The organism is Asticcacaulis solisilvae (assembly GCF_052327315.1).
Classification (GTDB): Bacteria; Pseudomonadota; Alphaproteobacteria; order Caulobacterales; family Caulobacteraceae; genus Asticcacaulis; species Asticcacaulis solisilvae_B.
This window is the reverse complement of sequence record NZ_CP166196.1, coordinates 2,112,514-2,135,703: the sequence shown is the minus strand read 5'-3', so window position 1 is coordinate 2,135,703 and position 23,190 is coordinate 2,112,514. Positions and strand designations below refer to the sequence as shown.

At 63.7% G+C, this 23,190-nt stretch carries 26 protein-coding genes; 11 read left to right on the top strand and 15 right to left on the bottom strand.

Annotation, left to right across the window (positions count from 1 at the left end; genetic code table 11):
- Positions 1-12 precede the first annotated feature (12 nt).
- From AB8717_RS10040 to AB8717_RS10025, 4 genes are all read right to left on the bottom strand, one after another.
- Positions 13-387 (bottom strand): response regulator, encoded by a 375-nt coding sequence (locus tag AB8717_RS10040; RefSeq protein ID WP_443747196.1) that lies wholly within the window; start codon positions 385-387, stop codon positions 13-15.
- A 114-nt stretch (positions 388-501) separates the two neighbouring features.
- Positions 502-1,236: a hypothetical protein gene (locus tag AB8717_RS10035; protein ID WP_443747195.1), complete on the bottom strand. Its 735-nt coding sequence runs from the start codon at positions 1,234-1,236 to the stop codon at positions 502-504.
- Positions 1,237-1,301: 65 nt separating this feature from the next.
- A complete protein-coding gene (locus AB8717_RS10030) occupies positions 1,302-2,348 on the bottom strand; it encodes a hypothetical protein (protein ID WP_443747194.1) in 1,047 nt (348 codons plus the stop codon).
- Between the two features lie 53 nt (positions 2,349-2,401).
- Positions 2,402-3,316 carry a hypothetical protein gene (locus AB8717_RS10025; RefSeq protein WP_443747193.1) on the bottom strand — a complete coding sequence of 305 codons (915 nt, stop codon included), beginning with the start codon at positions 3,314-3,316 and terminating at the stop codon, positions 2,402-2,404.
- Between the two features lie 79 nt (positions 3,317-3,395).
- Between AB8717_RS10025 and AB8717_RS10020 the strand changes: the two genes are divergently transcribed.
- On the top strand, positions 3,396-4,325 hold the full coding sequence (locus tag AB8717_RS10020; protein WP_443747192.1) for an NAD-dependent epimerase/dehydratase family protein: 930 nt from the start codon (positions 3,396-3,398) through the stop codon (positions 4,323-4,325).
- A gap of 89 nt (positions 4,326-4,414) precedes the next feature.
- Here the strand turns inward: AB8717_RS10020 and AB8717_RS10015 are convergent, their stop codons facing one another.
- Together AB8717_RS10015 and AB8717_RS10010 are read right to left on the bottom strand one after the other, a co-directional pair.
- The gene (locus tag AB8717_RS10015; protein WP_443747191.1) at positions 4,415-4,705 is read right to left on the bottom strand and encodes a hypothetical protein; all 291 of its coding nucleotides are present in this window, start codon (positions 4,703-4,705) and stop codon (positions 4,415-4,417) included.
- A complete protein-coding gene (locus AB8717_RS10010) occupies positions 4,696-5,007 on the bottom strand; it encodes a hypothetical protein (RefSeq protein WP_443747190.1) in 312 nt (103 codons plus the stop codon). The genes AB8717_RS10015 and AB8717_RS10010 overlap by 10 nt, the downstream gene beginning before the upstream one ends.
- 228 nt (positions 5,008-5,235) lie before the next feature.
- On the opposite strand from AB8717_RS10010, the gene AB8717_RS10005 reads away from it, so the two are divergent.
- On the top strand, positions 5,236-6,609 hold the full coding sequence (locus tag AB8717_RS10005) for a peptide MFS transporter (protein ID WP_443747189.1): 1,374 nt from the start codon (positions 5,236-5,238) through the stop codon (positions 6,607-6,609).
- 50 nt (positions 6,610-6,659) lie between these two features.
- Here AB8717_RS10005 and AB8717_RS10000 read toward each other — a convergent pair whose 3' ends face one another.
- Positions 6,660-7,325, bottom strand: coding sequence for a hypothetical protein (locus tag AB8717_RS10000; protein ID WP_443747188.1), 666 nt, complete (start codon positions 7,323-7,325; stop codon positions 6,660-6,662).
- A 141-nt stretch (positions 7,326-7,466) separates the two neighbouring features.
- On the opposite strand from AB8717_RS10000, the gene AB8717_RS09995 reads away from it, so the two are divergent.
- From AB8717_RS09995 to AB8717_RS09975, 5 genes are all read left to right on the top strand, one after another.
- The gene (locus AB8717_RS09995; protein WP_443747187.1) at positions 7,467-7,922 is read left to right on the top strand and encodes a hypothetical protein; all 456 of its coding nucleotides are present in this window, start codon (positions 7,467-7,469) and stop codon (positions 7,920-7,922) included.
- 86 nt (positions 7,923-8,008) lie between these two features.
- Entirely contained in the window at positions 8,009-9,580 is a 1,572-nt protein-coding gene (locus AB8717_RS09990; protein ID WP_443747186.1) for an ABC-F family ATP-binding cassette domain-containing protein, read from the top strand.
- 93 nt (positions 9,581-9,673) lie between these two features.
- Positions 9,674-10,276, top strand: coding sequence for a DUF4142 domain-containing protein (locus AB8717_RS09985; protein WP_443747185.1), 603 nt, complete (start codon positions 9,674-9,676; stop codon positions 10,274-10,276).
- Positions 10,277-10,333: 57 nt separating this feature from the next.
- Positions 10,334-10,660, top strand: a complete 327-nt coding sequence (locus tag AB8717_RS09980; protein WP_443747184.1) for a hypothetical protein — start codon at positions 10,334-10,336, stop codon at positions 10,658-10,660.
- A 50-nt stretch (positions 10,661-10,710) separates the two neighbouring features.
- Positions 10,711-11,322: a hypothetical protein gene (locus AB8717_RS09975; RefSeq protein WP_443747183.1), complete on the top strand. Its 612-nt coding sequence runs from the start codon at positions 10,711-10,713 to the stop codon at positions 11,320-11,322.
- A gap of 6 nt (positions 11,323-11,328) precedes the next feature.
- On the opposite strand, the gene AB8717_RS09970 is transcribed toward AB8717_RS09975, so the two are convergent.
- Both AB8717_RS09970 and AB8717_RS09965 read right to left on the bottom strand, forming a co-directional pair.
- A complete protein-coding gene (locus AB8717_RS09970; protein ID WP_443747182.1) occupies positions 11,329-11,718 on the bottom strand; it encodes a type II toxin-antitoxin system VapC family toxin in 390 nt (129 codons plus the stop codon).
- Positions 11,715-11,981: a type II toxin-antitoxin system Phd/YefM family antitoxin gene (locus AB8717_RS09965; protein WP_443747181.1), complete on the bottom strand. Its 267-nt coding sequence runs from the start codon at positions 11,979-11,981 to the stop codon at positions 11,715-11,717. The genes AB8717_RS09970 and AB8717_RS09965 overlap by 4 nt, the downstream gene beginning before the upstream one ends.
- A 155-nt stretch (positions 11,982-12,136) precedes the next feature.
- Here AB8717_RS09965 and acpA point away from each other — a divergent pair, with 155 nt between their 5' ends.
- Together acpA and AB8717_RS09955 are read left to right on the top strand one after the other, a co-directional pair.
- Positions 12,137-13,786, top strand: a complete 1,650-nt coding sequence (acpA, locus tag AB8717_RS09960) for an acid phosphatase (RefSeq protein WP_443747180.1) — start codon at positions 12,137-12,139, stop codon at positions 13,784-13,786.
- Positions 13,787-13,920: 134 nt separating this feature from the next.
- Complete coding sequence (locus tag AB8717_RS09955) at positions 13,921-15,081, top strand: hypothetical protein (protein WP_443747179.1); 1,161 nt, start codon at positions 13,921-13,923, stop codon at positions 15,079-15,081.
- 48 nt (positions 15,082-15,129) lie between these two features.
- Here AB8717_RS09955 and AB8717_RS09950 read toward each other — a convergent pair whose 3' ends face one another.
- Entirely contained in the window at positions 15,130-15,642 is a 513-nt protein-coding gene (locus tag AB8717_RS09950) for a hypothetical protein (RefSeq protein WP_443747178.1), read from the bottom strand.
- A 137-nt stretch (positions 15,643-15,779) separates the two neighbouring features.
- On the opposite strand from AB8717_RS09950, the gene AB8717_RS09945 reads away from it, so the two are divergent.
- Positions 15,780-16,511 (top strand): peptidase, encoded by a 732-nt coding sequence (locus AB8717_RS09945; RefSeq protein ID WP_443747177.1) that lies wholly within the window; start codon positions 15,780-15,782, stop codon positions 16,509-16,511.
- Here the strand turns inward: AB8717_RS09945 and AB8717_RS09940 are convergent, their stop codons facing one another.
- Together AB8717_RS09940 and AB8717_RS09935 are read right to left on the bottom strand one after the other, a co-directional pair.
- Positions 16,512-17,864, bottom strand: a complete 1,353-nt coding sequence (locus tag AB8717_RS09940; RefSeq protein WP_443747176.1) for a hypothetical protein — start codon at positions 17,862-17,864, stop codon at positions 16,512-16,514.
- A 583-nt stretch (positions 17,865-18,447) separates the two neighbouring features.
- A complete protein-coding gene (locus AB8717_RS09935; protein WP_443747175.1) occupies positions 18,448-19,200 on the bottom strand; it encodes a TonB family protein in 753 nt (250 codons plus the stop codon).
- A 367-nt stretch (positions 19,201-19,567) separates the two neighbouring features.
- On the opposite strand from AB8717_RS09935, the gene AB8717_RS09930 reads away from it, so the two are divergent.
- Entirely contained in the window at positions 19,568-20,326 is a 759-nt protein-coding gene (locus tag AB8717_RS09930; protein ID WP_443747174.1) for a helix-turn-helix domain-containing protein, read from the top strand.
- Here the strand turns inward: AB8717_RS09930 and AB8717_RS09925 are convergent.
- From AB8717_RS09925 to AB8717_RS09915, 3 genes are read right to left on the bottom strand one after another with little or no spacing between them, the layout of a single operon-like run.
- On the bottom strand, positions 20,323-20,856 hold the full coding sequence (locus tag AB8717_RS09925) for a hypothetical protein (RefSeq protein WP_443747173.1): 534 nt from the start codon (positions 20,854-20,856) through the stop codon (positions 20,323-20,325). The genes AB8717_RS09930 and AB8717_RS09925 overlap by 4 nt on opposite strands.
- Positions 20,857-20,907: 51 nt before the next feature.
- Complete coding sequence (locus AB8717_RS09920; RefSeq protein ID WP_443747172.1) at positions 20,908-22,467, bottom strand: hypothetical protein; 1,560 nt, start codon at positions 22,465-22,467, stop codon at positions 20,908-20,910.
- On the bottom strand, positions 22,467-23,129 hold the full coding sequence (locus tag AB8717_RS09915; RefSeq protein ID WP_443747171.1) for a hypothetical protein: 663 nt from the start codon (positions 23,127-23,129) through the stop codon (positions 22,467-22,469). Before AB8717_RS09915 ends, AB8717_RS09920 begins: the two co-directional genes overlap by 1 nt.
- Positions 23,130-23,190 lie beyond the last annotated feature (61 nt).

Genomic DNA, 23,190 nt, shown 5'->3' with positions numbered 1-23,190 from the left:
CGGCGCCCCTGCCTACAAAGACTGGCGCGCGCCGGCGGCGGCCAGGATGGCGTCCAGGTCGTCGATGCGGAACGGTTTGGCCGCTATCGGGTGCGCCGCCCAGGCGGCGGGTACGCCACCGGCGCCGTAACCGCTGGCGAAGACGAAGGGAATGCCCGCGGCATCCAGCGCCTCGGCGACCGGAAAGACCGGCTGGCCCGCCAGGTTGACGTCCAGTATGGCGATGTCGAACCCGCCATCGGCCACGGCCTTCAACGCAGCCGGGACCGTCGCCGGATTGCTGTGCAGGGCATAGCCGATCTCATCCAGCATGTCCTCGACCAGCATGGCGACAAGAGTGTCGTCTTCGACCAGCAGGACACGCTTCGGTTCGGTTACAGGCCCCATCTCACTCTCTGTTCAAACGCCGCCCCGATGTCCGGGAGCCGCTGAAAGTGACCTGAATTCGCAACTTAAAAATAAAAACACAATGTGGCGCGGGGTTGTCCCGCGCCCTTGCCGCTACTGGCCGGCCATGTTCCCGGTGAAGCGCGAGAAGGCGACTTGCGACGAGGCGCGCAGGTCGTAGCCCGCAACATTGACATTGATGGTCTTGATGAAAGTCATGACATAGGGCTCGCCGTTCGCGCGCGCCAGCACCGCCTGGTCGGCGGCCGACGGCATGCCGATCTTGCCGGTATCGCCCGTCGCGCCGGCCAGCATGGCCTGGCCGACCAGCGGCACGCGCGCCACCGTCAGGATTTCCTTCAGCTGATCCAGCGTCAGGTCTAGGCCGTTGCTGACCGCCAGGTCGTGCGTATAGACGTCCTGGCGCAGCCTGACCTCTTCGCGGGCGATGCCGATCAGCCGCTGCTGCTCGGACGGCGCCAGCGCCTTGACGCTATCATTGTTCATCAGCCCCTTTTCCGCGCCGATCTCGAACAGGCGTTCGATCGGCAGGGCGTCGAAGATCTGGCTGAGGACCTGGGTGCGCTCGGCGTCGTCGCCATATCCGCCCACGGCGGCGGCGGCGTCCTTCGACGCGGCGGCCGCCGGCGCGTTGCTGCTCAGGCCGGACACGACGCCGTCGCTGTCGCGCGCCTTGCCGGACAGGGCCGAGGCGCTCTGCCCCGCAAGGGTCTGGCCGGCGGCCTGGAGCCCCTGGGACAGCCCGGTGTCGTCGGCGAACGCGCCCGTCGCGAACGCCAGCGGCGCGACCAATGCCGAAACGGCCACAATAGTGGTGAATGTACGCATGATACCCTCCCCTGAATACGTGCTGACCGCACGATGCCCTGTTAACCTTTTCCGCGCAAGCCGTCCTATGGCTGAAACCCGTAGATCGTCACATTCGTCTTGCCGATATCTTCGTCGACCCAGACCAGCCGGTGGCCGACATGGTAGCGGCCATAGCTGTTGCTCCATTCCAGCACCGGGCCGGATCCCGCCTCGCTGCCGTCGGCCAGGTTGAACACCTGGACCTGCATCTTCTGCCGCGCCTTGTAATAGGGCGGCTGCCCCGGAATCTTTTCGATCAGGTAGAGACGCGATCCCTCGGCCACGCCTTCGCCGTACAGCACGTGCTTCGGCAGATTGACCTGGCTGCGCACGGCCATCGCCTTCAGGTCGACGACGTAATAGCTGGTGCACGACCGCGTCACCAGGGCGACGTCGTCGTTCAGCACCTGCGACCCCACCGGGCAGCCCGGGTCGGTGAATTCCCGCCCCTCCTCGTCTATCGACACGCCCTCGCCCTGGATATAGGGCAGGTCGAGCGTGCGCTCGGGTCCGCCGTCGAAGCGGCGATAGGTCAGCTTGCCGCCATGCCAGGTGGTGAAGCCGTCGGCCGTCAGGCCCACATCCTCGAGCAGGTCCGGATAGTCCCGCGTCTCGATCCGCTTGAGGTCGGGCAGGCTGAAAACGGTCAGCACCAGCCTGTGGTCGCGGCTCGGAGACACGATCTTGTCCTGGAAGAGATAGAGCCTGTCGCCACGAATGACGCCCGGCCCCGCCGCCTCCGCCAGCCGCAGCGAACCGTGTCGCTGCCAGTCGGCCTTGGTATAGACGGACAGACGGTTATAGATGCCGTCATTGGCGACGACATATGTCCCGGATACGGCCACCGGCGTGAAGGTATTGGTCGGCAGCCTGACCAGGTGGTCGCACTGCCCGCTCAGCAGGTCCAGGCGCCACAGGAAGGGTGCGCCGTCCCCCGAGCTTCGATAGAGATAGTGATCGTCGAGCCGGTACGAGCTGTCCCACGGAAAACAGTGCGTGGTGTAGGTCTTTTCAGACGTCAGCGCATCGCCGGCCTGCGCCGTTCCCGCGATCGCCCACGCGGCCAGGGCCGCCATCATGAGTCTCAACATCGTCCCCTCCCTGATCCGATCCTGCATTACACACCGCGCGCGACGGACATGTGTCAGCGCCCCGGCGTCCTTGCCGGCGCCGGTGACGGCTGCGGCGCGGGAATGGGCGGGTCGCTCTGCCGTACCGGGACGGTTGGCTCGATCTGCGGTGGCACCGGGATGGACGGCATCGGGATAATCGACCGCTGCCAGTCGTCGAAACGCGCCACCCGGCGTCCCTCCTCGATCGCGGTAATCATGGCCCCGGGCATGCCGGCCAGGTCCGCATGCCGCCAGACGATCGTCTTGACCTGCCCGCCGATATCGATCCTGATTTCATTCATTCCCATGTCATCCGGCAGGCTCCGGACGTAGTTCGGCGCCAGCGACCAGGCGTCGGCCCCGCGCAGGCGTTCCACGAACGCGGCGAATTCGCCCGGATCGATCGCATAGCGGTTCCGGATCGTCTTGCCCGTCGTGATGTCGATCGCTGCAAATTCCGCCGTACCGTCGCCGCGAATGACCGCCGTGTTCCCGGGAAAAGACAGGCGGACGGAGATGCGTGACAGCGCCGCCGTCGGCATGGCGACATGCCGCGCCGGCCGCACCTCTTCCTCGGTCCGCTCCATCACCATGACGCGCGCGGCCCGGCCGTCGATCAGGAACGGCGTGTACCGCCAGCCGGCGACCTGCCGGTACAGCGTCCGCCGCTGCGCCGTATCGGTGCCGTCGAGCGTCTTCGGGCTGGCGCACACCACCTGCCCGCTTTCGTCTACGACCAGGTCAATATCGATGCCGTAGACACCGGGCGTCTTATGGCCTTCGACATAGACCAGCGGCTGAACGGTGAATTGCCGGTGATCCGCCGGCTCGTCATCGGGAACCGGCAGGTTATAGTCCGAACCGCCGCACAGTCGCGGCGCGTCCTGCGCCATGACCGGCGAAGCCAGTCCGGCGGCCAGCGCCATTGCCATAAGGATTGTTTTCATTTCGCGCCCCCGCTGATCCCCGATCATATCCGATACACAAGAAACGGGCAATCTTGCCTCCCGTGCCCGTCCCCGCTATGTGACCGATACCATTGAAATCGAATACAGGGACACGACCATGGGCAAGCGCATCGTTTTTACCGGCGGCAGCGGCAAGGCGGGACGCCATGTCATCCCCTACCTGCTCGATAAAGGCCATGCGGTCGTCAACCTCGACCTCACGCCGTTCGGCGACGGCGTCAACACCCTGCTGACCGACCTGACCGACTCGGGCCAGGTGTTCAACGCCCTGTCCCAGCACTTCGGCTTCGAAGGCCTCGACACCGGCAAGGGCCCCGCCCCGGTCGACGCGGTGGTGCACTTCGCGGCGACGGCGCGTATTCTCATTCGCCCGGACAATGTCACCTTCGCCGCCAACGCGGTCTCGACCTACAATGTCATCGAAGCCGCCGCCAAGCTCGGCATCAGGAAGGTGGTCATCGCCTCGTCCGAGACGACGTACGGCGTCTGCTTCGCGGAAGGCGACCAGGACTATCACGAATTCCCGCTGACCGAAGACTACGACATCGACCCGATGGACAGCTACGGCCTGTCCAAGGTCGTCAACGAAAAGACGGCGCGCGCCTTCGCCATGCGCTTCGGCATCGACGTCTATGCGCTCAGGATCGGCAATGTCGTGTCACCGGAAGACTATGCCAACTTCCCCGGCTACCTGGCCGAGCCGCCGTCGCGCAAACGCAATGCCTGGAGCTATATCGACGCCCGCGACCTCGGCCAGATCGTCGATCTTTGCGTGGCAAAAGACGGCCTGGGCTTCCAGGTGTTCAACGCCGTCAACGACACCATTACGGCGACCGAGCCCACGCGTGACTTCCTGGCGCGCTGGGCGCCCGACACCCCGATCACCGGCCAGATCGACGGCTTCGACGCCCCGATCAGCAACCGCAAGATCCGTGACCTGCTGGGCTTCAGGGAAGACCACGACTGGCGCAAATACGTGAAGGCCTGAGCCCGATTGCCCGTCACGTCAACGCCTGCTGTCAAAGTTCCCGGTACTTCATACCGGCGCGCGACGGGCGACCGGTCAAATGCAAAATACTAATGGCTTTGCTCGCCACTTAGCGTCAATTTTCTATATACGATCCCGCTATATCCACCCGTCGAAACAATTCCAAAAATATATACAGGACCATTAGCCATGTATTTCACCGAAGTTTCTGGACTTACGTCAGGTAACAAAACCATCTTCCCGCCATCCATTTGGTAAATCCACTCAACGTCTTCCGAAGAATCCTTCAATGGCGAAACGCCAAAGTATTCCTTTGCAGAATTTACAGCCGGTAAAATATCAAAAGCCTCACTCACCAATTCACAGCTGGTCATAGCCATCTGACCCCTGAGGTTTGATTGCTCTTTTGGCGAGTGACAAGGGTTATAGTTTTTTTACCGAAATTTTTAACGAAAGAATCGACCGTAGGATGCATGTCCATTTCCGAAAGCATCTCTAGTTCTTCGTCTGTAAACTGATTTTTCCAACCATCGGCCTTAGCAGAGGCGTTGATCTGATCCACGCTTCCACCACTATCCAGACATCTTTTCTTTGCTTCCTGAAAAAAGTCTTCCTGCGCCACGCATGAGCAGGCCCCCATCCATCCAATGGCGATGACGGCGAAAAATAATGTCCTTGTCACGAATTCCCCCTGAATTACGATTCAAATACTCATACCGACGGCCAATATCACAAATTACGCAGGACGACACTGACGGCATGACCAATAGTTCTGAGTACCGGGAACAACAGGCATCTAGCGGACGCCAAATGTCCCGCCACTGTTTTCCAACGCACCTCGGTTCGGCATACCGCCCCGATTGACAAGCCGCGCCCCACGCTTCAGTTTCATCTGAAACAGGGAACGCACATGACCATCGACGACGCCCACCCGCCAAAGGGTGAAAAGAGCTTTCTCGGCCATCCCTTCGGCCTGATCTACCTGGTGTTCGCCGAGGCGTTCGAGCGTTTCTCCTACTACGGCATGAAGGCGCTCTTGCCGCTTTACCTGTCGCTCTGGCTGCTCCAGCCCGGTCATGTCGAAAACATCCTGGGCTTCGGACCGTTCAAGGCCTTCCTCGAACACATCTACGGCCCGCTGCAGCCGCTGGCCCTGGCCTCGATCATCCCCAGCCTCTACGGCTTCACCTACCTGACCCCGATGCTGGGCGGACTGATCGCCGACCGGTGGCTCGGCCGCCGCAACACGGTGACGCTGGGCGCCGTCGTCATGGTCTTCGGCCATTTTCTCACGGCCTTCGAACAGACCTTCCTGGTCGCGCTGGTGCTGATCCTGGCCGGCGTCGGCTGCTTCAAGGGCAATATCTCGAGCCAGGTCGGAAAGCTCTACGGTCCCGACGACGTGCGCGCGGGCGCCGCCTTCCAGATCTTCTACCTGGTCTTCAACATCGCCGTCATCGTCGCCCCCATCGTCTGCGGCACGCTGGGGCAGAAAGTCGCCTGGCACTGGGGCTTCGCCGCCGCCGGCATCAGCATGGCGTTCGGCCTGGCGGTCTATCTCAGCGGCCGCAAATGGCTGCCGCTCGAGCCGGAGCGCGTGAAGGCGGCCCATGTCGAGACGCCGAAAATGACGAAGGCCGACTGGCGGAAAACAGGCGCCCTGCTGCTTCTCCTGCCCATTCTCGGCGGCGCCCTGGTGATGAACGAACAGGTCTTCATCAACTACATCACCTGGGGCAACGACGCTTACAACCTGCATATCCTCGGCTATGACGTGCCCTCGACCTGGCTGGTCTCGCTCGACGCCACGGTGTCGATGACCTTCCTCGCGGCCTCGATCGTCCTGTGGAAGCTGTGGGCGATGAAATGGAAGGAACCGGACGAACTGACCAAGATGGCTTTCTCGGCCGCCGTCGCCGCGCTCGCCCCGCTGATGCTGGTGGCGGCGTCCATGACCGTGACGCCGACGCACAAGGCATCCCTGTGGTGGGGCGTCGGCTTCGAGCTGGTGAACTCGATCGGCTTTGCCAATCTCCTGCCGGTCGGCCTGGCCCTGTTCGCGCGTGTCGCCCCGGCCCAGGTCAACGGCACCATGGTCGGCGTCTTCATGGGATCGCTGTTCCTTGCCGACCTGGTGGCCGGCAGCGTCATTGGGCCGTTCATGCAGGTTCTGGGCGCCACCAACTTCTGGTGGCTCCATTTCGCGATTGTCGGCGGCGCGGCCGTCCTGCTCTTCGTCTTCTGGCGCGTCTTCGGCAGGCTTCTCGGCACGGCGAAGGCATAAGGCCGAACCGACCGGCTTCAAAAGATAACCAGCGGCAGCGCTGTTTGCCCTCAGATCACGGCCACGACAGCGTGCGCGTGATCTTCGCTCACGCCCAGCAACCCCGCAAGGTCCGCGACCGTCATGTCCGGCCGGTCCGCCAGAAGTCTGCGGGCCGTGTCCACCAACGAATATGACAGGGGGTCGACAAACCTGCACGCCTTGCTAAGCCTCCGCCCCACAACCAGAATCTTCTCATAGGTCAGGAAGTCAACAGGCCACACACGCTTGGCGATCGAAACGACCTCTTCGTCGGTCAGGCGCCGGATGAAATAGTCGTCGTAAATCCGCTCTTCCTGGGCGACCATCCACGCCTGGCCGCAAGCCTTGCACCGGTCCGCATAAAGCCACCAAAGGTCCGGTCCGTGCCTGGCGAAGGTCTTCATGGTCGCGAAGAACCGCTGATCCAAACCGTCTCCGCCCATGGGGACGACAGCCAGGTCAGGCAAGATCACGCATTCGCACGACTGCGTCCGCGGCAGGATCGCCTTCAGCCTTTCCGCCATGTCGAAAACAGCCGCCGGGTTGCGATAATCCGCCGATATCAGGTCGAGCCAAAGGTCGGCACCGAAGGCGGCTTCCAGATTATCCTGCGCGTACAGCCAGGTTTCGAACCGGTCGGCGGGCATGTCGCCGCGCACGAACCTCCAAAAGACAACGATCTGGTCCTCACGCATCTTATCGGCTTCCCCAATCCGGCCCAAATGTGCCGCCGTCCCTCCTGCCCGTCAATTTGATTTCGTTACCGTTCAGCCATAACCAGCCGCCGCCTTGACGCCACGAGCCCGTCTCCCCACCTCCTGCGCCAGGAGGGCACCATGTTACCAATCATCCTTATCGCGCTGCTGGCGCTGACCATCGTCGCGAAATTCTGTCCCGATGCGCCGCTGAGCCGCAGCATCCTCAAGGCTCTTGTCGAAGGTCCGGCGCAGTGGCTGGCCCGCCCGCGCCTGTCGCACGCCATTCCCTGCGCCATCGCCGTAACCGTCCTCGCGCTTGTCGTCGTCGCAGCGCCGGAACTCACCATGATCGCCGCCGGTCTTGACGTGCAACTGCTTGTCGACCTGACCCTGGCCCTGTCGGTCGCGGCCGCCCAGGTCGGTCTTAAACGCGCCCGCGTCCTGGCGCACAAGACGATCCGCGTAGCCACCGCGCCCTTCCGCGCCAACCCGCGTTCAGCCCGCATCCGCCGTGCCCGCCCGCCGCGCACCGATACATCCGACAGCGACCCGGCCTTGCAAATACCGGCCATGGCGCTTATGTCGGCGGCATAACCACGGCAAGAGAGCCAGCACGCCCCATGTGATTTCCTGTTTCCGAGACCGCCTGACCATCCCGTCTCAACCGGAAAACACATCCCATGCCCGCTATTACGCTCAGCGGCCTGTCGTGGCAGACGCCCGACGGCCGTGACCTGTTCCCCAATCTCGACCTCACCTTCGGCCCCGAACGCACCGGCCTCGTCGGCCGCAACGGCGCCGGCAAGACAACCCTGTTGCGCCTGATCGCAGGAGACCTCACGCCGCGCGAAGGCAGCATCGCCATCGCCGGCACGGTCGGCGTGCTCGATCAAACGCCCGATGCCGAAACCCTGGCAGACCTGTTCGGCATCCGCGCCGCCCTGGCCATTCTCGACCGCGCCGAAGCCGGCCAGGCGTCCGAAGCCGACCTGGCGGACGCCGACTGGCTGCTGCCGTCACGCTTCGACACCGCGCTAAGCAGCCTCCGCCTCGATGCAGCCCCCGATACGCCACTTACGCAGTTGTCCGGCGGACAACGCACCCGTGCGGCCCTGGCGGCGCTGGTCTTCGCCGAGCCCGACTGGCTGCTGCTCGATGAACCCACCAACCATCTCGACCGCGACGGCCGCCAGGCGGTGCACGACCTGCTGGCCGGCTGGAAGGGCGGCGCCATCGTCGTCAGCCACGACCGCGAACTGCTCGACACCATGGACAGCATCGTCGAACTGACGCCGAAAGGCGCCACGCGCTACGGCGGCAACTGGACGCACTACCGCCAGCGTAAAGCGGAAGACACCGCCGCCGCCGAAGCCACCCTGGCCGACGCCGAAAAGCGCCTCAACCAAACGAGCCACGACGCCCAGACCGCCATCGAGCGCAAGGCGCGCAAGGACAGCGGCGGCCGCAAGAAGGCCGCCAAGGGCGACGCGCCGAAAATCATCCTGGGCATGATGAAGAACCGCAGCGAAAACACGTCGGGCGCCGCCGCCCGCCTGGCCGAACGCCAGCGCAGCGATGCCGAAGCCGCGCTCGATACCGCCCGCGACCGCATCGAAATCGTCACCCCCATGTCGACGGCGCTGCCGCCCTCGCGCCTGGCCGCCGGCAAGACGGTGCTGGTGCTCGACGCCGTAACCGCCGGCTATGATCCCGGCCTGCCCGTCATCCGCGGCCTGTCCCTGGCCCTGACAGGTCCCGAGCGGCTAGCCATCCTTGGCGCAAACGGGTCCGGCAAATCGACCCTGCTGGCCGTGATCGACGGCACGCTGAAACCATGGTCCGGCACGGCGGACATTCGCGTGCCCTTTGCCCGGCTGGATCAGTCCGTCAGCCTGCTCGACCCCGCGCTCAGCATCCGCGACAACTACCGCCGCCTGCATGGCGACGCGGACGAAAACACCACCCGCGCCGCCTTGGCCCGTTTCGCTTTCCGCGCCGATGCTGCCCTGCAGACCGTCGGCCGCTTAAGCGGCGGCCAGCGCCTGCGCGCCGGCCTGGCCTGCACGCTGGGCGGCCCCAACCCGCCGCAACTGCTGATCCTGGACGAGCCGACCAACCACCTCGATATCGAGTCCATCGAGGTCGTCGAAGCCGGCCTGAAAGCCTATGACGGCGCCCTGATCGTGGTCAGCCACGACGAACGTTTTCTCGATGCGCTTCACCTGACACGGAGGCTCGATCTCGCAAACTAGCGGTTTTTTGCAAATCTCCGCCGGGCCCGCCGCGCATATTTATGACGACGCCCCTAGCATCACGGCACTTCACAACTCTCTCAGGAAAACGTCATGGTCAAGATGGGCAAAACTCAGTTCGCCGCCGCTTCGGTTCTCAGCGTCCTGCTGCTGGGCGGGCTTTCCGCCTGCAACAAGACACAGCAGACGGAAGCCAGCGATACCACGCAAAGCCTGGCCGCCGATGCCGGCAGCGCCATGTCCCAGGCGGGTTCGGCGGTGTCCGACGCCGTCAACCCGGATACCCCGCAGGACTTCGTCACCAAGGCTGCCAACGCCAATGCCCTCGAAATCGAGTCGAGCAAGCTGGCGCTCAAGACGTCGAAGAACAAGGACGTCCTGGCCTTCGCCAAGAAGATGGTGGCCGACCACACCAAGGCCGGCACCGCCTTCAAGACCGCCGTGGCCAAGGTCAAGGACGTGACCGCCCCTGCCGCGCTCGACGACGCCGACCAGAAAAAGGTCGACGACCTGAAGACCAAGACGGGCGACGACTTCGACAAGGCCTATATCAGCCTGCAGAAGGACGCCCATTCGGACGCCGTCTCGCTGTTCGGCAACTACGCCAAGAACGGCACGGACGAGACGCTCAAGGCCTTCGCCGCCGATACCCTGCCGACGCTTCAGTCGCACAAGGACATGATCGACAAGATGTAACTGACAGGTTCGGACGCGTCCGCACTTTAAAGCCTCCGGGAAACCGGAGGCTTTTCCATGCCTGAGACAATCCTGCGCCGCTGGGCGGGCCGTATCCGCACAACCGATGCCGACGCCTATCGCGACTATATCGCCGGCACCGGCGGATCGGACTATACCGGCACGCCGGGCAATCTCGGCTACCGCATGCTGATGCGCGCCCTGGACGACGGAACGACCGAGGTGGTGACCGAAAGCCTGTGGGTGTCGCTCGACGCCATCCGCGCCTTCGCGGGCAATGACATCTCGATCGCCCGCTACTATCCCGAAGACGATCGCTTTCTCCTGGAGCGCCCCGAACACGTCGCCCATTACCGCATCGTGGACAGCGCAAATAAATCTTGAACAACGTTCAAAACCAGTATAGACCCGGGGCATCGAAGGGGAGAAAATCGATGATCCGGCAGTCCGTCCCAGCCGCCCTTGCGGCTTTCGCGATCCTGGCCGCCACGGGCGCCCGGGCGGAAACGCACACTTACGAAAATCTCGGCACCTGCGTCTGGCAGAACGTCGGCCAGACGGAAAAGGACGGATTCAAAGCCGTCTACACCGCCTCGCCCACCGCGACGGACATGAAGGCGCCGATGCAGTATCTGCAATCGCACGACGCCGTCCTGCAAAAGGCCTTCTTCGCCTGCAATCCCACGGCCGGCATTTCCGAAACCCTGCGCGACGGCCTGATCGCGGCCGAAGCCATCCAGTTCGGCGCCGCCGGTGAACTGGCGGCATCGCGCCACATTACGCGCGAACAGCTCGACCAGGCCTGGAAGGACGCGCCCGACGACGCCCGCCGCTGCGCCCTGACCCGCGCCCTGGTGGTCTATACCGGCCAGAAGGCGCAGTGCGACGACCTGCATGTCATGGTCTGGTTCCCGAAGCGCTTCGGACTCGATCTTGCGGCCCCGGCCGACAAGGCGGACGCGTCGCAGGTCCTGATGTTCGTCATCGCCCGCGCCGAACAGGCCTGGGCCGAAGACCTGATCATGCGCCAGCAACGCCGCGGCTGACCAAGGTCAGCCACCCGCGCAAGACAAAAACGGGACGCCATACAGCGGCACATTGGCATCCTGGGAGACGAAGACCGCCTGTTCCACCATGGCCTGCGCCATCAAAAGATGATCGAACGGATCGCGATGATGCGACGGGAGTCCGACCAGCGCCTCGAGATGACTGTCCTCGACTCCTATCCGTTCAAACCCTTGCTCGGGTAAAACGGCGAGGAAAGCATCCATATCGATATCAAGCTTGCCGATGCGAACCTTTACGGCAACCTCCCACAGCGAAACCACACTGAACAGCACAGCGTTGGCCGGGTCGCCAATCAGGTTTCGAATGTCGTCGCTCAGTTTCGGATCGTCGTTCAACCACCACAACAGCGCGTGCGTGTCGAGCAGCAGCCTCAATCGCCCGCCTCCATGGCTTTCAGATCGTCATCCGGCAGGGCGTCGAAGTCGTCAGCCATCTTGATTCGTCCACGCAGGGCCCCCGGCTTTCGATCCGAATTCGCCGCCTTGACCGGATGTATCTCGGCAATGGGGCGGTCGTGCGAAGTCAGGACGAAGGACTTTCCGGCCTGCACTTCCTGCAAAAACGCGTTGAGATTGCCGCGAAATTCCCGAATCCCAACACGATCCGGCGCGCTGGAATTTCGATTTCCGTCCGCCATGACATCCTCCCAGAATGATCACCAATGTGTACACAATTTTTCACCCGACGGCAAGCGAACCGACGCACACTCGTTCTCAGGATTGTCAAAAAACCTTCACATTTGATACCAAACGCGCTTTAAGGGGTGGCCCTCTCCAGCCTTCCTGAAGCCGCATGACCGACGATTCCGAAGAGACCCCGAAAGCCTCCGCCAGCCGCCGCGAACTGCTGGAAGGCCTCGGCCTGGCCGGCCTGTTCGCCGCCGTGCCCACGGCCTCCGAAGCGAAACCGCGCCTTCACCGACCGCAAGCGCCCGCCTTCGACGCGGCCCTGCGCCAGCACGTCAAAACCGTCGTCGTCATCTTCGCCGAGAACCGCAGCTTCAACAACCTGTTCGCGGGCTTCCCGGGGCTTCAGCAGCCGCTCGACAAAGTCCCGGCGGACCGCTTCCGGCAACGCGATCGCGACGGCCGCATCCTCGACACCCTGCCGAAGATCTGGGGCGGACTGGTCAAGGACGAGCAGGTCGTCAACCACCAGACCTATCATGTCGCCGAAGACGCCGTCACCGGCCTGCCCAACGCGCCGTTCGCCCTGAAAACGCCTGAAGGCGATCCCCTGCCCCAGGGCGTCGTCACCCGCGACCTGGTCCACGCCTTCTACCAGAACCAGATGCAGATCAATGGCGGGAAAAACGACGGTTTCGTCGCCTGGGGCGATACCGGCGCCATGGTCATGGGCCATTACGGCGACAACAATGTCAATCTTCGCCTGTGGCGGATCGCCCGCGACTATACGCTGTGCGACAACTTCTTCATGGGCGCGTTCGGCGGCTCGTTCCTCAACCACCAATACCTCGTCGCCTGCACCCCGCCGACCTATCCCGACGCGGACAAGAGCCCGGCCAGAAGCCTGATCGCCGACCTCGACGGCGACCCCAAAGGCTATCGCCTGAACCCTGTGGCCGACATGAAGCCCAGCGCCATGGACGGCCCCGCGCGCTTCGGCGCCTCGGCCCTGTCGCCCGATTTCCGCGCCGTCAACACCATGCGCCCGCCCTATGCGCCGACCTCGACACGCGACGCCGCCAATCCGCTTTACGGCGACCGCAACAACGCCGGCACCCTGCCGCCGCAGACCCACGCCACCATCGTCGATCGCCTGAGCGACAAGGGCATCGACTGGGCCTGGTATGCCGGCGGCTGGGACCTTGCGCTTTCGCCGCCGGCCTCATCCGACCAGTTCCCTGCGCGCCCCAACTTCCAGGACCACCATCAGCCGCTCAACTATTTCAAGCGCTTCGCCCCGGGCACGGAGGACCGCGAAATGCATCTGCGCGACGCCGGAACGGACGAAACGCCGCGCACCAACCGCTTCATGGCCGATATCGCCGCCGGCAAGCTGCCCGCCGTCAGCTATTACAAGCCGCAGGGCAATCTCAACATGCACGCCGGCTATTCCGACATCGACTCGGGCGACCGCCATATCGCCACGGTGATCGAAGCCCTGAAGGCCGGCCCGCAGTGGGACAATATGGTGGTCATCGTCACCTTCGACGAAAACGGCGGGTGGTGGGACCACGTCGCGCCGCCCAGGGGCGACCGCTGGGGCCCGGGCACGCGCGTGCCGGCCATCGTCGTGTCGCCTTTCGCCAAAAAGAACCACGTCGAACACACGGTCTACGACACCGGCTCGATCGCGCGCTTCCTGCGCCGCCGCTTCGATCTCGAGACCCTGCCGGGCCTCACCGAGCGCGAAGACGCCATGCAAAGGGCCATGGGCTTCAAACCCGGCGACCTGACGGAAACGCTGACCTTCGGCTAATCCACATGGTTTCTGTGGATACGGTGTCATAAAACCGCAGATCATGCGTCTTCGCGTAACAGCGTTAATGCGTTTTTAATCGGGATTGCCTATTCCTCATACACGCAGAACGTGCTGCTTGGGGAAGGGGCAAAATGCAAACCGGAAACGAAAGGGCGCCATCACCGAAAGAGGTGCGAAGCCTGGCCAACCTGAGCGACAGCGCCGCGACCTCGCGCGTCCTTAACCTGGGCCATGTCTACCGGACCAGCGGCCACGAAGCCGAGTACAATTCCAAGCCGTTCTTCCAGAACCGGCAGATGAACAAGGCCATCATCCTGAAGCACACCGTGCGCGCCAACGAACGGATGCTGTTCACCCGGGCGCGCCGCACCGTCACCAAGATCATCCTGCCCTTCGACCCGTCCGACCTCAAGCTGGGCGGCCAGTCGATCATGATCGGCCAGACCGGGTACCGGACCTTCCTGCGCCACCTCTACAATTCCGACAACCTGTCGTCGCATACGGATATCGAGGTGCTGGAAGCGCTCGACGAACTGCCTTCGCTCGATCCCTTCCTGGTGCGCGAACACCTGGCGCGCCGGGGCCATAAGCCGGCGGCCTGCTACCTGCACATCACACCCGCCGACATCGCCCGGATGATCGGGTTTGCCAATACCGAGATCGAAAGCCTTGTGGCCACGGCCTTCGGCACCGCCGTGAAGCACGGCGCGATGAAGCTGACCGGCAAGATCCTGTCGGACGAACTCGACGCCGAACTCGATCCCCTGCGCATGGTGCTTCGCCTGTCGGAAACCGAGTTTTCCGACGGCATCTTTTCGTGGCGCGGCTTCCTGTATTTCAAGTGGCGCCACCTCGAGCTCCAGGACGAACTGAGCGCGGTCATGGACGGTATCATGAAATACCGCACGGCCTTCACGCTCGACAAGGATATCCAGAAGTACCTGGCCGAATTGCGCCCGCGCCTGGTCAAACGGATCTTCGCCGCCATTTCGAACCTGACGGCCTGCCTGTCGATCTACGACACGGCCTACAACGCCCTGGTCATGGACCGCAATCCGGTGCCGTTCCGCAACTTCCTGCTGGCGGGCCCGGCGCACTTCTTCGAGCTCGGTGAAAACCTGGGCATCCTCAGCCACATCGGCTCGTTCTGGCGCTACCGCATGGGCCAGGTCAACCGCATGAACGCCATGACGGCCGAGGAATTCGCCGACCTGCTGACCGACTTCGAGGAAAGCCTGTCGATCGTCGAAATCCCGGAAGAGTCACAGGAAGGCCTTTTCCTGAACCTCTAAGCTCTGCGCCTTGCACCTCCCCGTGCAAAGCATGGGGAGATACAAAAACTACCCCACCGCCGCCGGCACGCTGGCCAGCAGCCGCAGCGCATACTCACGATCCGACAGCTTCTTGTTGGTGAAACGATTGTCGTCGGCGGCGACCGCGTGCAGCACATAGGCCGCGATCTCGTCCGGCACCGCCTCGGGCTGGGCCTGGAAGCGCGGCAGCTCGACCTCGGCCAGCACGAAATAGACGTCACCCGCATCGTCGCGCAGGAAATCGACCACCCATTCCTCGTCGCCGATCACCTTGACGTGGCGGGTCTTCTGCACCGACTGGACGCGCAGCGGCCACAACAGCTCGAAATCATCGCGCGAAATCGGCGTCTCGATCTCGACCAGCTCGCCGGCGTGCGGCGCCCATTTCTTGTAGGTGAAGATGAAGTCGGCGCCGATCTGACGGATGCGCGGGCCGTCGTCCATGTAGCACTGGCGGATTTCCAGGGCCTGCCAGCCCTTCAACCGGCCGGCATCGAAACCAGGGGACAGCACGTACTTGCGCTCGTTCTCGACCGGCATGGCAACCTCGCACTGGCGTCTTCGGCCTACGATAGCCGTCTTCCCGCCCGCGGTCCAGCATGGCATTTACCGCAACCGCGTCATGAATTGCCAACCTTTGCGCGGTAGGTTGCGAATCCATACGGCAAGGACCTCCCATGACCTACTGCGTAGCGCTGAAACTCGACCGCGGCCTCGTCTTCATGTCGGACACACGATCGAACGCCGGGGTCGACGACATCTCCCAGGTGCTCAAGGTCAATTCCTGGGAAGTTCCCGGCGACCGCGCCATCGTGCTCCTGTCCGCCGGCAACCTCGCCACCACGCAGACGGTCGCAAGCCTGCTCGACGAACGCGCCCACGCCGCCGATCCGCTGTCACCCTCGATCCTGACCGCCCACTCGATGTTCCAGGCCGCCACCGTCGTCGGCAATACGCTGCGGGAAGTCGTCACCAGCATCTCGCCGCTTATCCCGCCCTCAGCCTCGCCTTTCGGCGCCACCTTCATTCTCGGCGGCCAGGTCGGGACCGAGGCCCCCCGCCTCTTCCTCATCTACCCCGAAGGCAACTTCATCGAGGCCGGCGACGACAACCCCTTCTTCCAGTCTGGCGAGACCAAGTACGGCCGCCCCATGCTGGTGCGCGCGCTCGACCGCGCCATGACGTTCGAAGCCGCCGTAAAGCTTCTGTGCGTCTCGTTCGACTCGACCATCCGCGCCAATGCCGGCGTCGACCTGCCGATCGACCTGCGCGTCATCCCGGCCAACGAACACCGCATCAGCGAAAAGCGCCGCTTCGAACGCGACGATCCCTATTTCAACCGTGTCTCGCGCGAATGGAGCAAGGCACTTAACGAGGCCCTCTCGCTCCTGCCCGACTTCAATTTCTGACTACGGCTTCTTGCCGCTCAGCTTGTCCTCTTCGTTGAGCAGCGCCTTCTTCTCGCGATAAAGGAAACGCGCGACCTCGTCGTACAGCTTAACATCGTGATTGCGCGGCATCTTGTTGGTCTGGATGGTCTTTTCGATCAGGTCGATATCCGGCGTCCGCGCCTTGTACGACTGGATGGACAAAAGCACCGAGGCCAGGGTCAGGATCGCCACGCTCGCCGCCGACAGCAGCCCGATAATGTCCACCCGGCCAAGGGCATGGACATCCGGCATCGGCATCGACCAGACCATCGCTGCAAAAATGAGCACAAGCGCCGGCGCCGACAACAGCAGCAGCAACCACGACACCAGGACGGCGACCGACTTGGCGCCATAGTGGATGCGCCGGATGCGCCACATCTGCGCCTGCAGGAACAGCTCGATATGCTCGACGCGCGCCGCCATCCAGAAAGCCAGTTTCGACCACTTCTTGACCTCTTCCGGCCACAGATCGCGCACCTCCTTGTTGTCGTAGTCGAAGCGCGCCTTGTCGATTTCGTTGAAGATCAGCGGAATGGTCGCCGCGATATTCTGGATGCGCATCTCCAGCGCCCGCGCCAGCACGTTGCACGAGTGCCGTACCGTCTCCGTATATTCGTCCGTAAGCTCCTTGAACTTGCGGGCGATCGTATAGGTCAGGAAACCAAAGCACAGGCCCAATCCCCCAAGGACGACGCAGAACCCGGTCAGGACCGGCTCACCGACACTGGCCGCCGGCTGGCTCCGCAACCAGATCATGAAACCCAGCAACGCCGCGGACAACACCACGGCGCCGGCGACCCCCGACAGCGCCCAGCCGCGGCGTGCCCAGATCAATGCGAAATAGTTGTGCCGGAAAACGTAGCGCAGGCAGCTGATCAGCTTGCGGATATCGTTGTCCCCGATATCGCCTTCGACATCCCCGCCCGGAAAGCGGCGCCGCACCATCTCCATCTGGATCAGGAAGAAGTCCTCGGGCTTGTCCAGGCCGACCGCGTCGCCGGTTCCGCCGCCGAACGGAAACAGCTCGATCTTGTCCTCGAAATACTTGTTCATCTTGGCGGTCTCGAACTCGCGCCACTTGTCCTCGTCCTTCAGCAGGTCGACGTACTGCTTGATGTTGCGCGTCGTCGGCTGCTGGCTGCGGATCTCGATGAAGTGGTGATACTTGTGTTCGACAAGCTTCTTGTATTCCGCCTCGAACGTGCTCCGTTTCAGGAAGGTCTCGTAATAGATCCCGTTCAGCCGGTTGCTGATCACCGTGCCTATGAAGGCGATTATGCCCCCGATCAGAGACAGGCGTCCTCCCGAAGAGCCCTTTGAATTCCCAGCCATTTCTGTCGCCCCTTTGTTGTACCCTGGATATTATCGATCACCCAGGGTCGCAAATTTCTCCAGATTTGTGCTTACACGCGCTAACGGCACACGCCTCAGGATGTCATGGAAATGTAGGATTGACGTGACAACCGGCGGGACACCTGGCCGTGGAATTCCCCGCCGGGCCGGGCACAACCTGCTCGACGAAGCCGCCTCGGATCCAGCGCCCGCGCAAAAGCTCTGAAATGACATCTGAAAATAACATGGGGCCCGTTCCGCCTTGGCGAAACGGACCCCAGCCGCCCTTAAAAGTCTTTCAAAATCCCAAGTGCTGAAAATCGTACGCAGTATGACGGCTACGCAGGAAAGGTACTGACGATCCCCACCGCACCGGCGACGATGTCCGGGGCCTCGGACACTTGCGTCATCGTTGCGGCTTCCCCGGACCGCTTTGCACTCTATGTGCAAGCCGGCCGCCCCTCAGCGGCCGGCACACAATGAATATATTTAATATTTTCCATGCGTTAGCGTACAGATCGGTCAAATCTGTCCGTCACGGCCAGACGCGTGCGCATTTGTCCGGAGCCCGTGCGGGCAGCGCCTAGCTCAGCCGGTACGTCACGGTCAGGCGCAGCGTCGTTCCGGCAATGGCCGTCCCCGGCTGGCGCGCCGTGACACGCAAATAACGCGTCATCGTCTTGGCCGACATCTCGCCGAAGCCATAGCCGACGGGCGTTTCGCTGGCGGCCACGCAAGCGACATGGCCGTCTTCACCCGTGACGGTGCAGTCGACGACACCGCTGCCTTCGACTTCATTTTCCTGCGCCCGCGCCGGATAGAAGGACTGCATTGCCCAAAGCGTCACGAAACTGGCGCATTTGACCGGAGCATCCTTGATCAGCGCGTCGGCATAGTCGCACGGCGACGGCGCCGCCTGGAAATTCAATGTCAGGCGAATGCCGCTCCCCGCCGCCATGACCTTGCGCGCATACACATGAGCCTTTGCCCTGGCCAGGGCCAGGGCTGCATCGCCGAAACCCTCGCCCGCCGGCGTCTCTTCCTTAATTTTGCATGCGGTGACGGCGCCCTTGTCGTCCCAGTCGCACGTCAGCCGAACCGTGCCGCCATGCCGCGCCAGCAGCGCCGGACGCGGGTAATAGGCGCCCAGACTCAGGGCGTCGCCGACGGAGATTCCGAAATCAAGGCGTTCGTTGCCGGCAAGGCCGTTGCTGGCGATCACGGCCTGGGGCGTATGCGCCACATCCGGTTCAGGCTTGGATGCATCCTGTGCCATCACCGGAAAAGCCATGGCAAGACCGGCCGCCAGACCGCAAAGATATGTAAAAGCGCGCATGAAATCCCCCTCGCCGCGGCCTGAGCTTACCACCCGATTATGACATCGGGTGCATGGGCGACGATTTCACGATACCAGCGGCAATGGCCATCCACCAAGGCAAAAAGTAAGCGCGGTCCTCAAGGACATAAGGGTAAGGACGCCCGGGGCTTTCGAAACGTCCAAATCCTGTCTATGACCCACCCCGGACCGCGCTCCCCAATCGGGTTTTTGCACTTGGGATGCAAGCCGGCCGTTCCCCCCGGAACGTCCGACAGGTCCAAGGATATCTTTCGCAGATTCCGGGCGTTAGCGTATGGATCGGTCTTTATTGTCCGGCCGCAACCGGGTAATGTGCGCAAATGTACGCACCGGTATGCGAGGGGATATGACGGACCTGAAATCAGCGGATCTTTCGCCCGAGGTAAGCGCCGCCATCGCCGTGCGCGTACGCGAAGAACTGGCGCGCCGCCGCCTGTCGCGCCAGGGCCTGGCCGACCTTGCCCGCATCAGCCTGTCGACCCTGGAAAAGGCGCTGAACGGCAGCCGTCCCTTTACGCTGGCCACCGTCGTCCGCCTGGAATCGGCGCTGGATCAGCGCCTGCGCGGCGACGATGCCGATGCGCACCCCGCCGCACCTGCGCCGTCGCTGGCGGTCAGCCTCGGCGCCTACACGTCCGAAGCCGTCAAATGGCTGGAAGGCGACTACCTGACGCTGCGCCCGTCGTTCGAGATCGCCGACGCCATTTTCGCCTACCGCACCCTGATCACCTGGGACGGCCCGCAAGGCTGCCTGGCCTTCCGCGAGGCCGAACGCCAGGACGCGCCCTTCTCGCAGCGCGGCGTCGTGTCGGTGCCCAACAAGTCGGGCCACGTCTACCTGCACACCAATACGGACGGTCAGTTGCGCCTGGCCATCCTCGGCCGGCCTTTGATCGGCGGGGAAATGTACGGGCTTCTGGCCACGCTGCACGCAGGCATGGGCACGCAGCTGATGCCGGTGTCGGTGCCCATCGCCCTGATCCCGGTGGCCAGCACGCCCGGCGTCTTCGGCCGCATCCTGCCGGGCGACGGCGCCTACGACGCCTATCGCGCGCACCTGGGCCGCATCACCGAACGCGGCTTCGCCAAGTTCCCTATGCCCTAGCGGATGAAGCGCCGCCGGCCGAAAACCCACCAAACCACGCCGATGACCACCAGCATGACGGCGCCGACGATCGGCATCGTGCGCGCCGAAGCCTCCCGGACCGAGGGCGACAAGGTGGTGCCGGCGACGATATCGCGGCCCTCGATCGCCACCGCCTGCCCGCCGAACATCTGGACCTTGACGGGATCGCCGGGATAGACGGCGTGCGCGAAGTCGTCGGCCGACGGCCCGTCAAGGTAGACGATTTCGTTATGCTGGTCGGGGAACCGCACATTGGCGCGCGACTGCCCGGCGCTCTTGCTCGAATTGATCGCCGGCGTGACCGTCAGCGCCACGGCATCGACGACCCGGCATCGCCCGGCGACGGTGGCCGCAAAACCCGCCGCGCAGCCGGGGTCCTTACGGAATTCCGACAACTCGCTGGCAGCCTTCGGATATTGCACCACACCGGCGCCCGCCATGATGACCGCCATCAATGCGCCAAAGCCCAGAATGCCCATTCGCAAAAGGCCGAAAATTCCACCCGGCATGACGCCCTGCTCCCTTGTTTCGGGTAACACTGCGCTGGCCGGCCGCCTTCGTCAATGCGCGTGCCGCCTATTCCGCGCGGACCGCCGGTGACTGCCGCCGCTCCTGGCAGCCTTGCCAGACTTTTTGATGTCCGGGTGGAAGTAGGGATCGAACGGCGCCAGGCAGCCATACTTCGGCGCAAAGCCCGTTTTGAAAAGGGCGGGCAGCGTCCCGGTCCCCTTTTTGACGTCGGCCTGCCACCACGCCAGGTAGTCGGTGTCGAGGTCGGCCATGCTGCGCCCGCTCGCCGCTTCGAACGCCTTGATGCGGCCCGCCGCCGTGTCCAGTGGCCACGTCCCGTCCGGAGCTTCGCGCAGGTTCACATAGTAGCGGACGACCTGCTCCAGCAAACCACGTTCCTGCAGATAGCGCGCCAGGTAGCGCTCGCCGGCATTGCGGATGCCCGCCGCCTCGGCCTCGGCCTGCACGCCACCGGCCTCGCCGTCCGCCAGGGCGCCGTCGAGATACCATCCAGCCGTCACCAGGGTCCGGACGCTGTCGGCCCTGGCCGGCCGGCACTTGAGCCAGATGCCGCGATAATTGGGATCGCCACGATACTGCCCGTCCACCAACCGCGTTTGCTCGTACAGGCTGGCGACCCCTTCGGACAGCCACTCCGGAATCTCCGGTCCCATGGCGGCGTCGAGGAAAAGGTGGGTGACCTCATGAAAGGCCGTTCCCGTCAGCTTGCCTCTTTCCAGCACGAAGGCGGTGCCGGTCCGGGTATCGGACACGCCCAGCACCCGGTCGCTCGCGGGGAAGCCCGGCAGGGGCCCGTCGGGGTCCGGCGTCTCGTAATTGGCAGCGGGATAGACGATGACGAAGAAGTAGGTGTCCGGCTCCGGCAGGCCGAAACTCGACACCAGCTGGGCGGTGAAGCGGTCGATCTCCTGCCCCGCGCCGTCCAGGTCGTAGTCGCTGACCGTATCGGAGGCGCGGATCAGGACCACGTGCTTTCCGATCCGGGTTTTGCCGGGGAAAACGCGGTCCAGAGTCTGCTGCGCCAGCGTGCGGTCCGATCGCTTCAGCTTCAGCACCTCGTCCGGCAGGCCAGCCCCTATCTCCTGCGGCGCCGTGCCCAGTCCCGGCATGCCGTAGTCCAGCGGCTCGCCGCCCGGAGACTTGTAGATCGCCATCAGGCCCGGTCCGGTATAGCTGGGGCGGACGTGCGCCCCGCCGGACAGGACTATGTCCGGGGGCGGCGGGCCGGGTCTTCTGCCAGCGACGCAGTTGGCCAGCTCGCGCTCGAAGGCCTGCGTCCACATCACCGCGCCCGGTGTCTTGCTCTGCTCATCCCTGGCGACGATGGCGATACGCTGCTGCGTGTTTTGCACGACCGCGGGGTCCGAAGTATGGCAGCCCGAGGTCAGAAGATAATAGCCGGTATCCAGCGTCAGGGCGAAGGCGCTCCTGCTATTGCGGATGTCGCGGAACTGCGTGTAGGCGGCGTCGAAACGCCCGTTCTCCCATTCGGCGCGCGCGCGATCGAACGGGGTCCCGGCGTGCACGGGCGAAACCAGCCCCAACACCGCCAACAGCGAAACCGTCGTGAAAAATATGGCGGGCTTCATCAATGGTGTTCTTTCTTCGCGTGCGGCTTCAAAGGCGGGAGATCCCCGGTAAGTGCCGCGACGGAGGCGGCCATGCTGCTGCGCGCGGCGCCGTCGGCGTCGGGCGCCTGGAACTTCTCGGAAAGATATGCGGGCTCGTCCGACGTCGCGGCCTCTCCTGGTATCGACACCGACACCACCAGCAGGAGCGTCCCCAACAGGCTCAAGCCCAGCCCCGGCGACGCGCTCTGTAGGGACACCGAAGCCACCTGCCCCCCCGCCGAGACGTTGAACGGCTTTTCGCGGACCTTCATGATAATGAAGACAGCGCCCACGGATATGAGCATGAAGCCCGCGACGCAGGCATAGTAGCGCGTCCACAGCCGGCTCTGGATCGCCAACTCCAGGCCGACATAGCGGCGATAGACCGTTTCCTGCTCAAGGCAGACCAGGGCCTCCGCGCGATCGGCGGGACCGTGGTCCGTCTGCGGGTACTGGCACGGCCCGCGCGCCCGCAGCAGTTGCACCGAGTCGTCGACCGAGGTCAGCCGCGTGGTGACCAGCCGCAGCGCCGACACGCCGGTAAACACGATCCCCGCGACGACGGCCAGGATAACGAACCATTCGAAAAGCTTTTCGGTGCGGATACCGAAAAGTCTGTGCCTAGGTCTTGGCCCCAGCATATTCCCTGCGCCCGTGCAACAAAATCGCCCTCTCAACCTTTACGGCAATTTTGGAGATGCG

Excerpts from the sequence above, each read along its gene's own strand:
- AB8717_RS09995 (WP_443747187.1), top strand. The coding sequence starts at position 7,467 with ATGTTACCAATCATCCTTATCGCGCTGCTGGCGCTGACCATCGTCGCG.
- AB8717_RS09930 (WP_443747174.1), top strand. The coding sequence starts at position 19,568 with ATGACGGACCTGAAATCAGCGGATCTTTCGCCCGAGGTAAGCGCCGCC.
- AB8717_RS09980 (WP_443747184.1), top strand. The coding sequence starts at position 10,334 with ATGCCTGAGACAATCCTGCGCCGCTGGGCGGGCCGTATCCGCACAACC.
- AB8717_RS09915 (WP_443747171.1), bottom strand. The coding sequence starts at position 23,129 with ATGCTGGGGCCAAGACCTAGGCACAGACTTTTCGGTATCCGCACCGAA.
- AB8717_RS09920 (WP_443747172.1), bottom strand. The coding sequence starts at position 22,467 with ATGAAGCCCGCCATATTTTTCACGACGGTTTCGCTGTTGGCGGTGTTG.
- AB8717_RS10035 (WP_443747195.1), bottom strand. The coding sequence starts at position 1,236 with ATGCGTACATTCACCACTATTGTGGCCGTTTCGGCATTGGTCGCGCCG.
- AB8717_RS10025 (WP_443747193.1), bottom strand. The coding sequence starts at position 3,316 with ATGAAAACAATCCTTATGGCAATGGCGCTGGCCGCCGGACTGGCTTCG.
- AB8717_RS09925 (WP_443747173.1), bottom strand. The coding sequence starts at position 20,856 with ATGCCGGGTGGAATTTTCGGCCTTTTGCGAATGGGCATTCTGGGCTTT.
- AB8717_RS10015 (WP_443747191.1), bottom strand. The coding sequence starts at position 4,705 with ATGGCTATGACCAGCTGTGAATTGGTGAGTGAGGCTTTTGATATTTTA.
- AB8717_RS10000 (WP_443747188.1), bottom strand. The coding sequence starts at position 7,325 with ATGCGTGAGGACCAGATCGTTGTCTTTTGGAGGTTCGTGCGCGGCGAC.
- AB8717_RS09965 (WP_443747181.1), bottom strand. The coding sequence starts at position 11,981 with ATGGCGGACGGAAATCGAAATTCCAGCGCGCCGGATCGTGTTGGGATT.
- AB8717_RS09950 (WP_443747178.1), bottom strand. The coding sequence starts at position 15,642 with ATGCCGGTCGAGAACGAGCGCAAGTACGTGCTGTCCCCTGGTTTCGAT.
- AB8717_RS09955 (WP_443747179.1), top strand. The coding sequence starts at position 13,921 with ATGCAAACCGGAAACGAAAGGGCGCCATCACCGAAAGAGGTGCGAAGC.
- AB8717_RS10030 (WP_443747194.1), bottom strand. The coding sequence starts at position 2,348 with ATGTTGAGACTCATGATGGCGGCCCTGGCCGCGTGGGCGATCGCGGGA.
- AB8717_RS09975 (WP_443747183.1), top strand. The coding sequence starts at position 10,711 with ATGATCCGGCAGTCCGTCCCAGCCGCCCTTGCGGCTTTCGCGATCCTG.
- AB8717_RS10005 (WP_443747189.1), top strand. The coding sequence starts at position 5,236 with ATGACCATCGACGACGCCCACCCGCCAAAGGGTGAAAAGAGCTTTCTC.
- acpA (WP_443747180.1), top strand. The coding sequence starts at position 12,137 with ATGACCGACGATTCCGAAGAGACCCCGAAAGCCTCCGCCAGCCGCCGC.
- AB8717_RS10040 (WP_443747196.1), bottom strand. The coding sequence starts at position 387 with ATGGGGCCTGTAACCGAACCGAAGCGTGTCCTGCTGGTCGAAGACGAC.
- AB8717_RS09985 (WP_443747185.1), top strand. The coding sequence starts at position 9,674 with ATGGTCAAGATGGGCAAAACTCAGTTCGCCGCCGCTTCGGTTCTCAGC.
- AB8717_RS09945 (WP_443747177.1), top strand. The coding sequence starts at position 15,780 with ATGACCTACTGCGTAGCGCTGAAACTCGACCGCGGCCTCGTCTTCATG.
- AB8717_RS09990 (WP_443747186.1), top strand. The coding sequence starts at position 8,009 with ATGCCCGCTATTACGCTCAGCGGCCTGTCGTGGCAGACGCCCGACGGC.
- AB8717_RS09940 (WP_443747176.1), bottom strand. The coding sequence starts at position 17,864 with ATGGCTGGGAATTCAAAGGGCTCTTCGGGAGGACGCCTGTCTCTGATC.
- AB8717_RS09935 (WP_443747175.1), bottom strand. The coding sequence starts at position 19,200 with ATGCGCGCTTTTACATATCTTTGCGGTCTGGCGGCCGGTCTTGCCATG.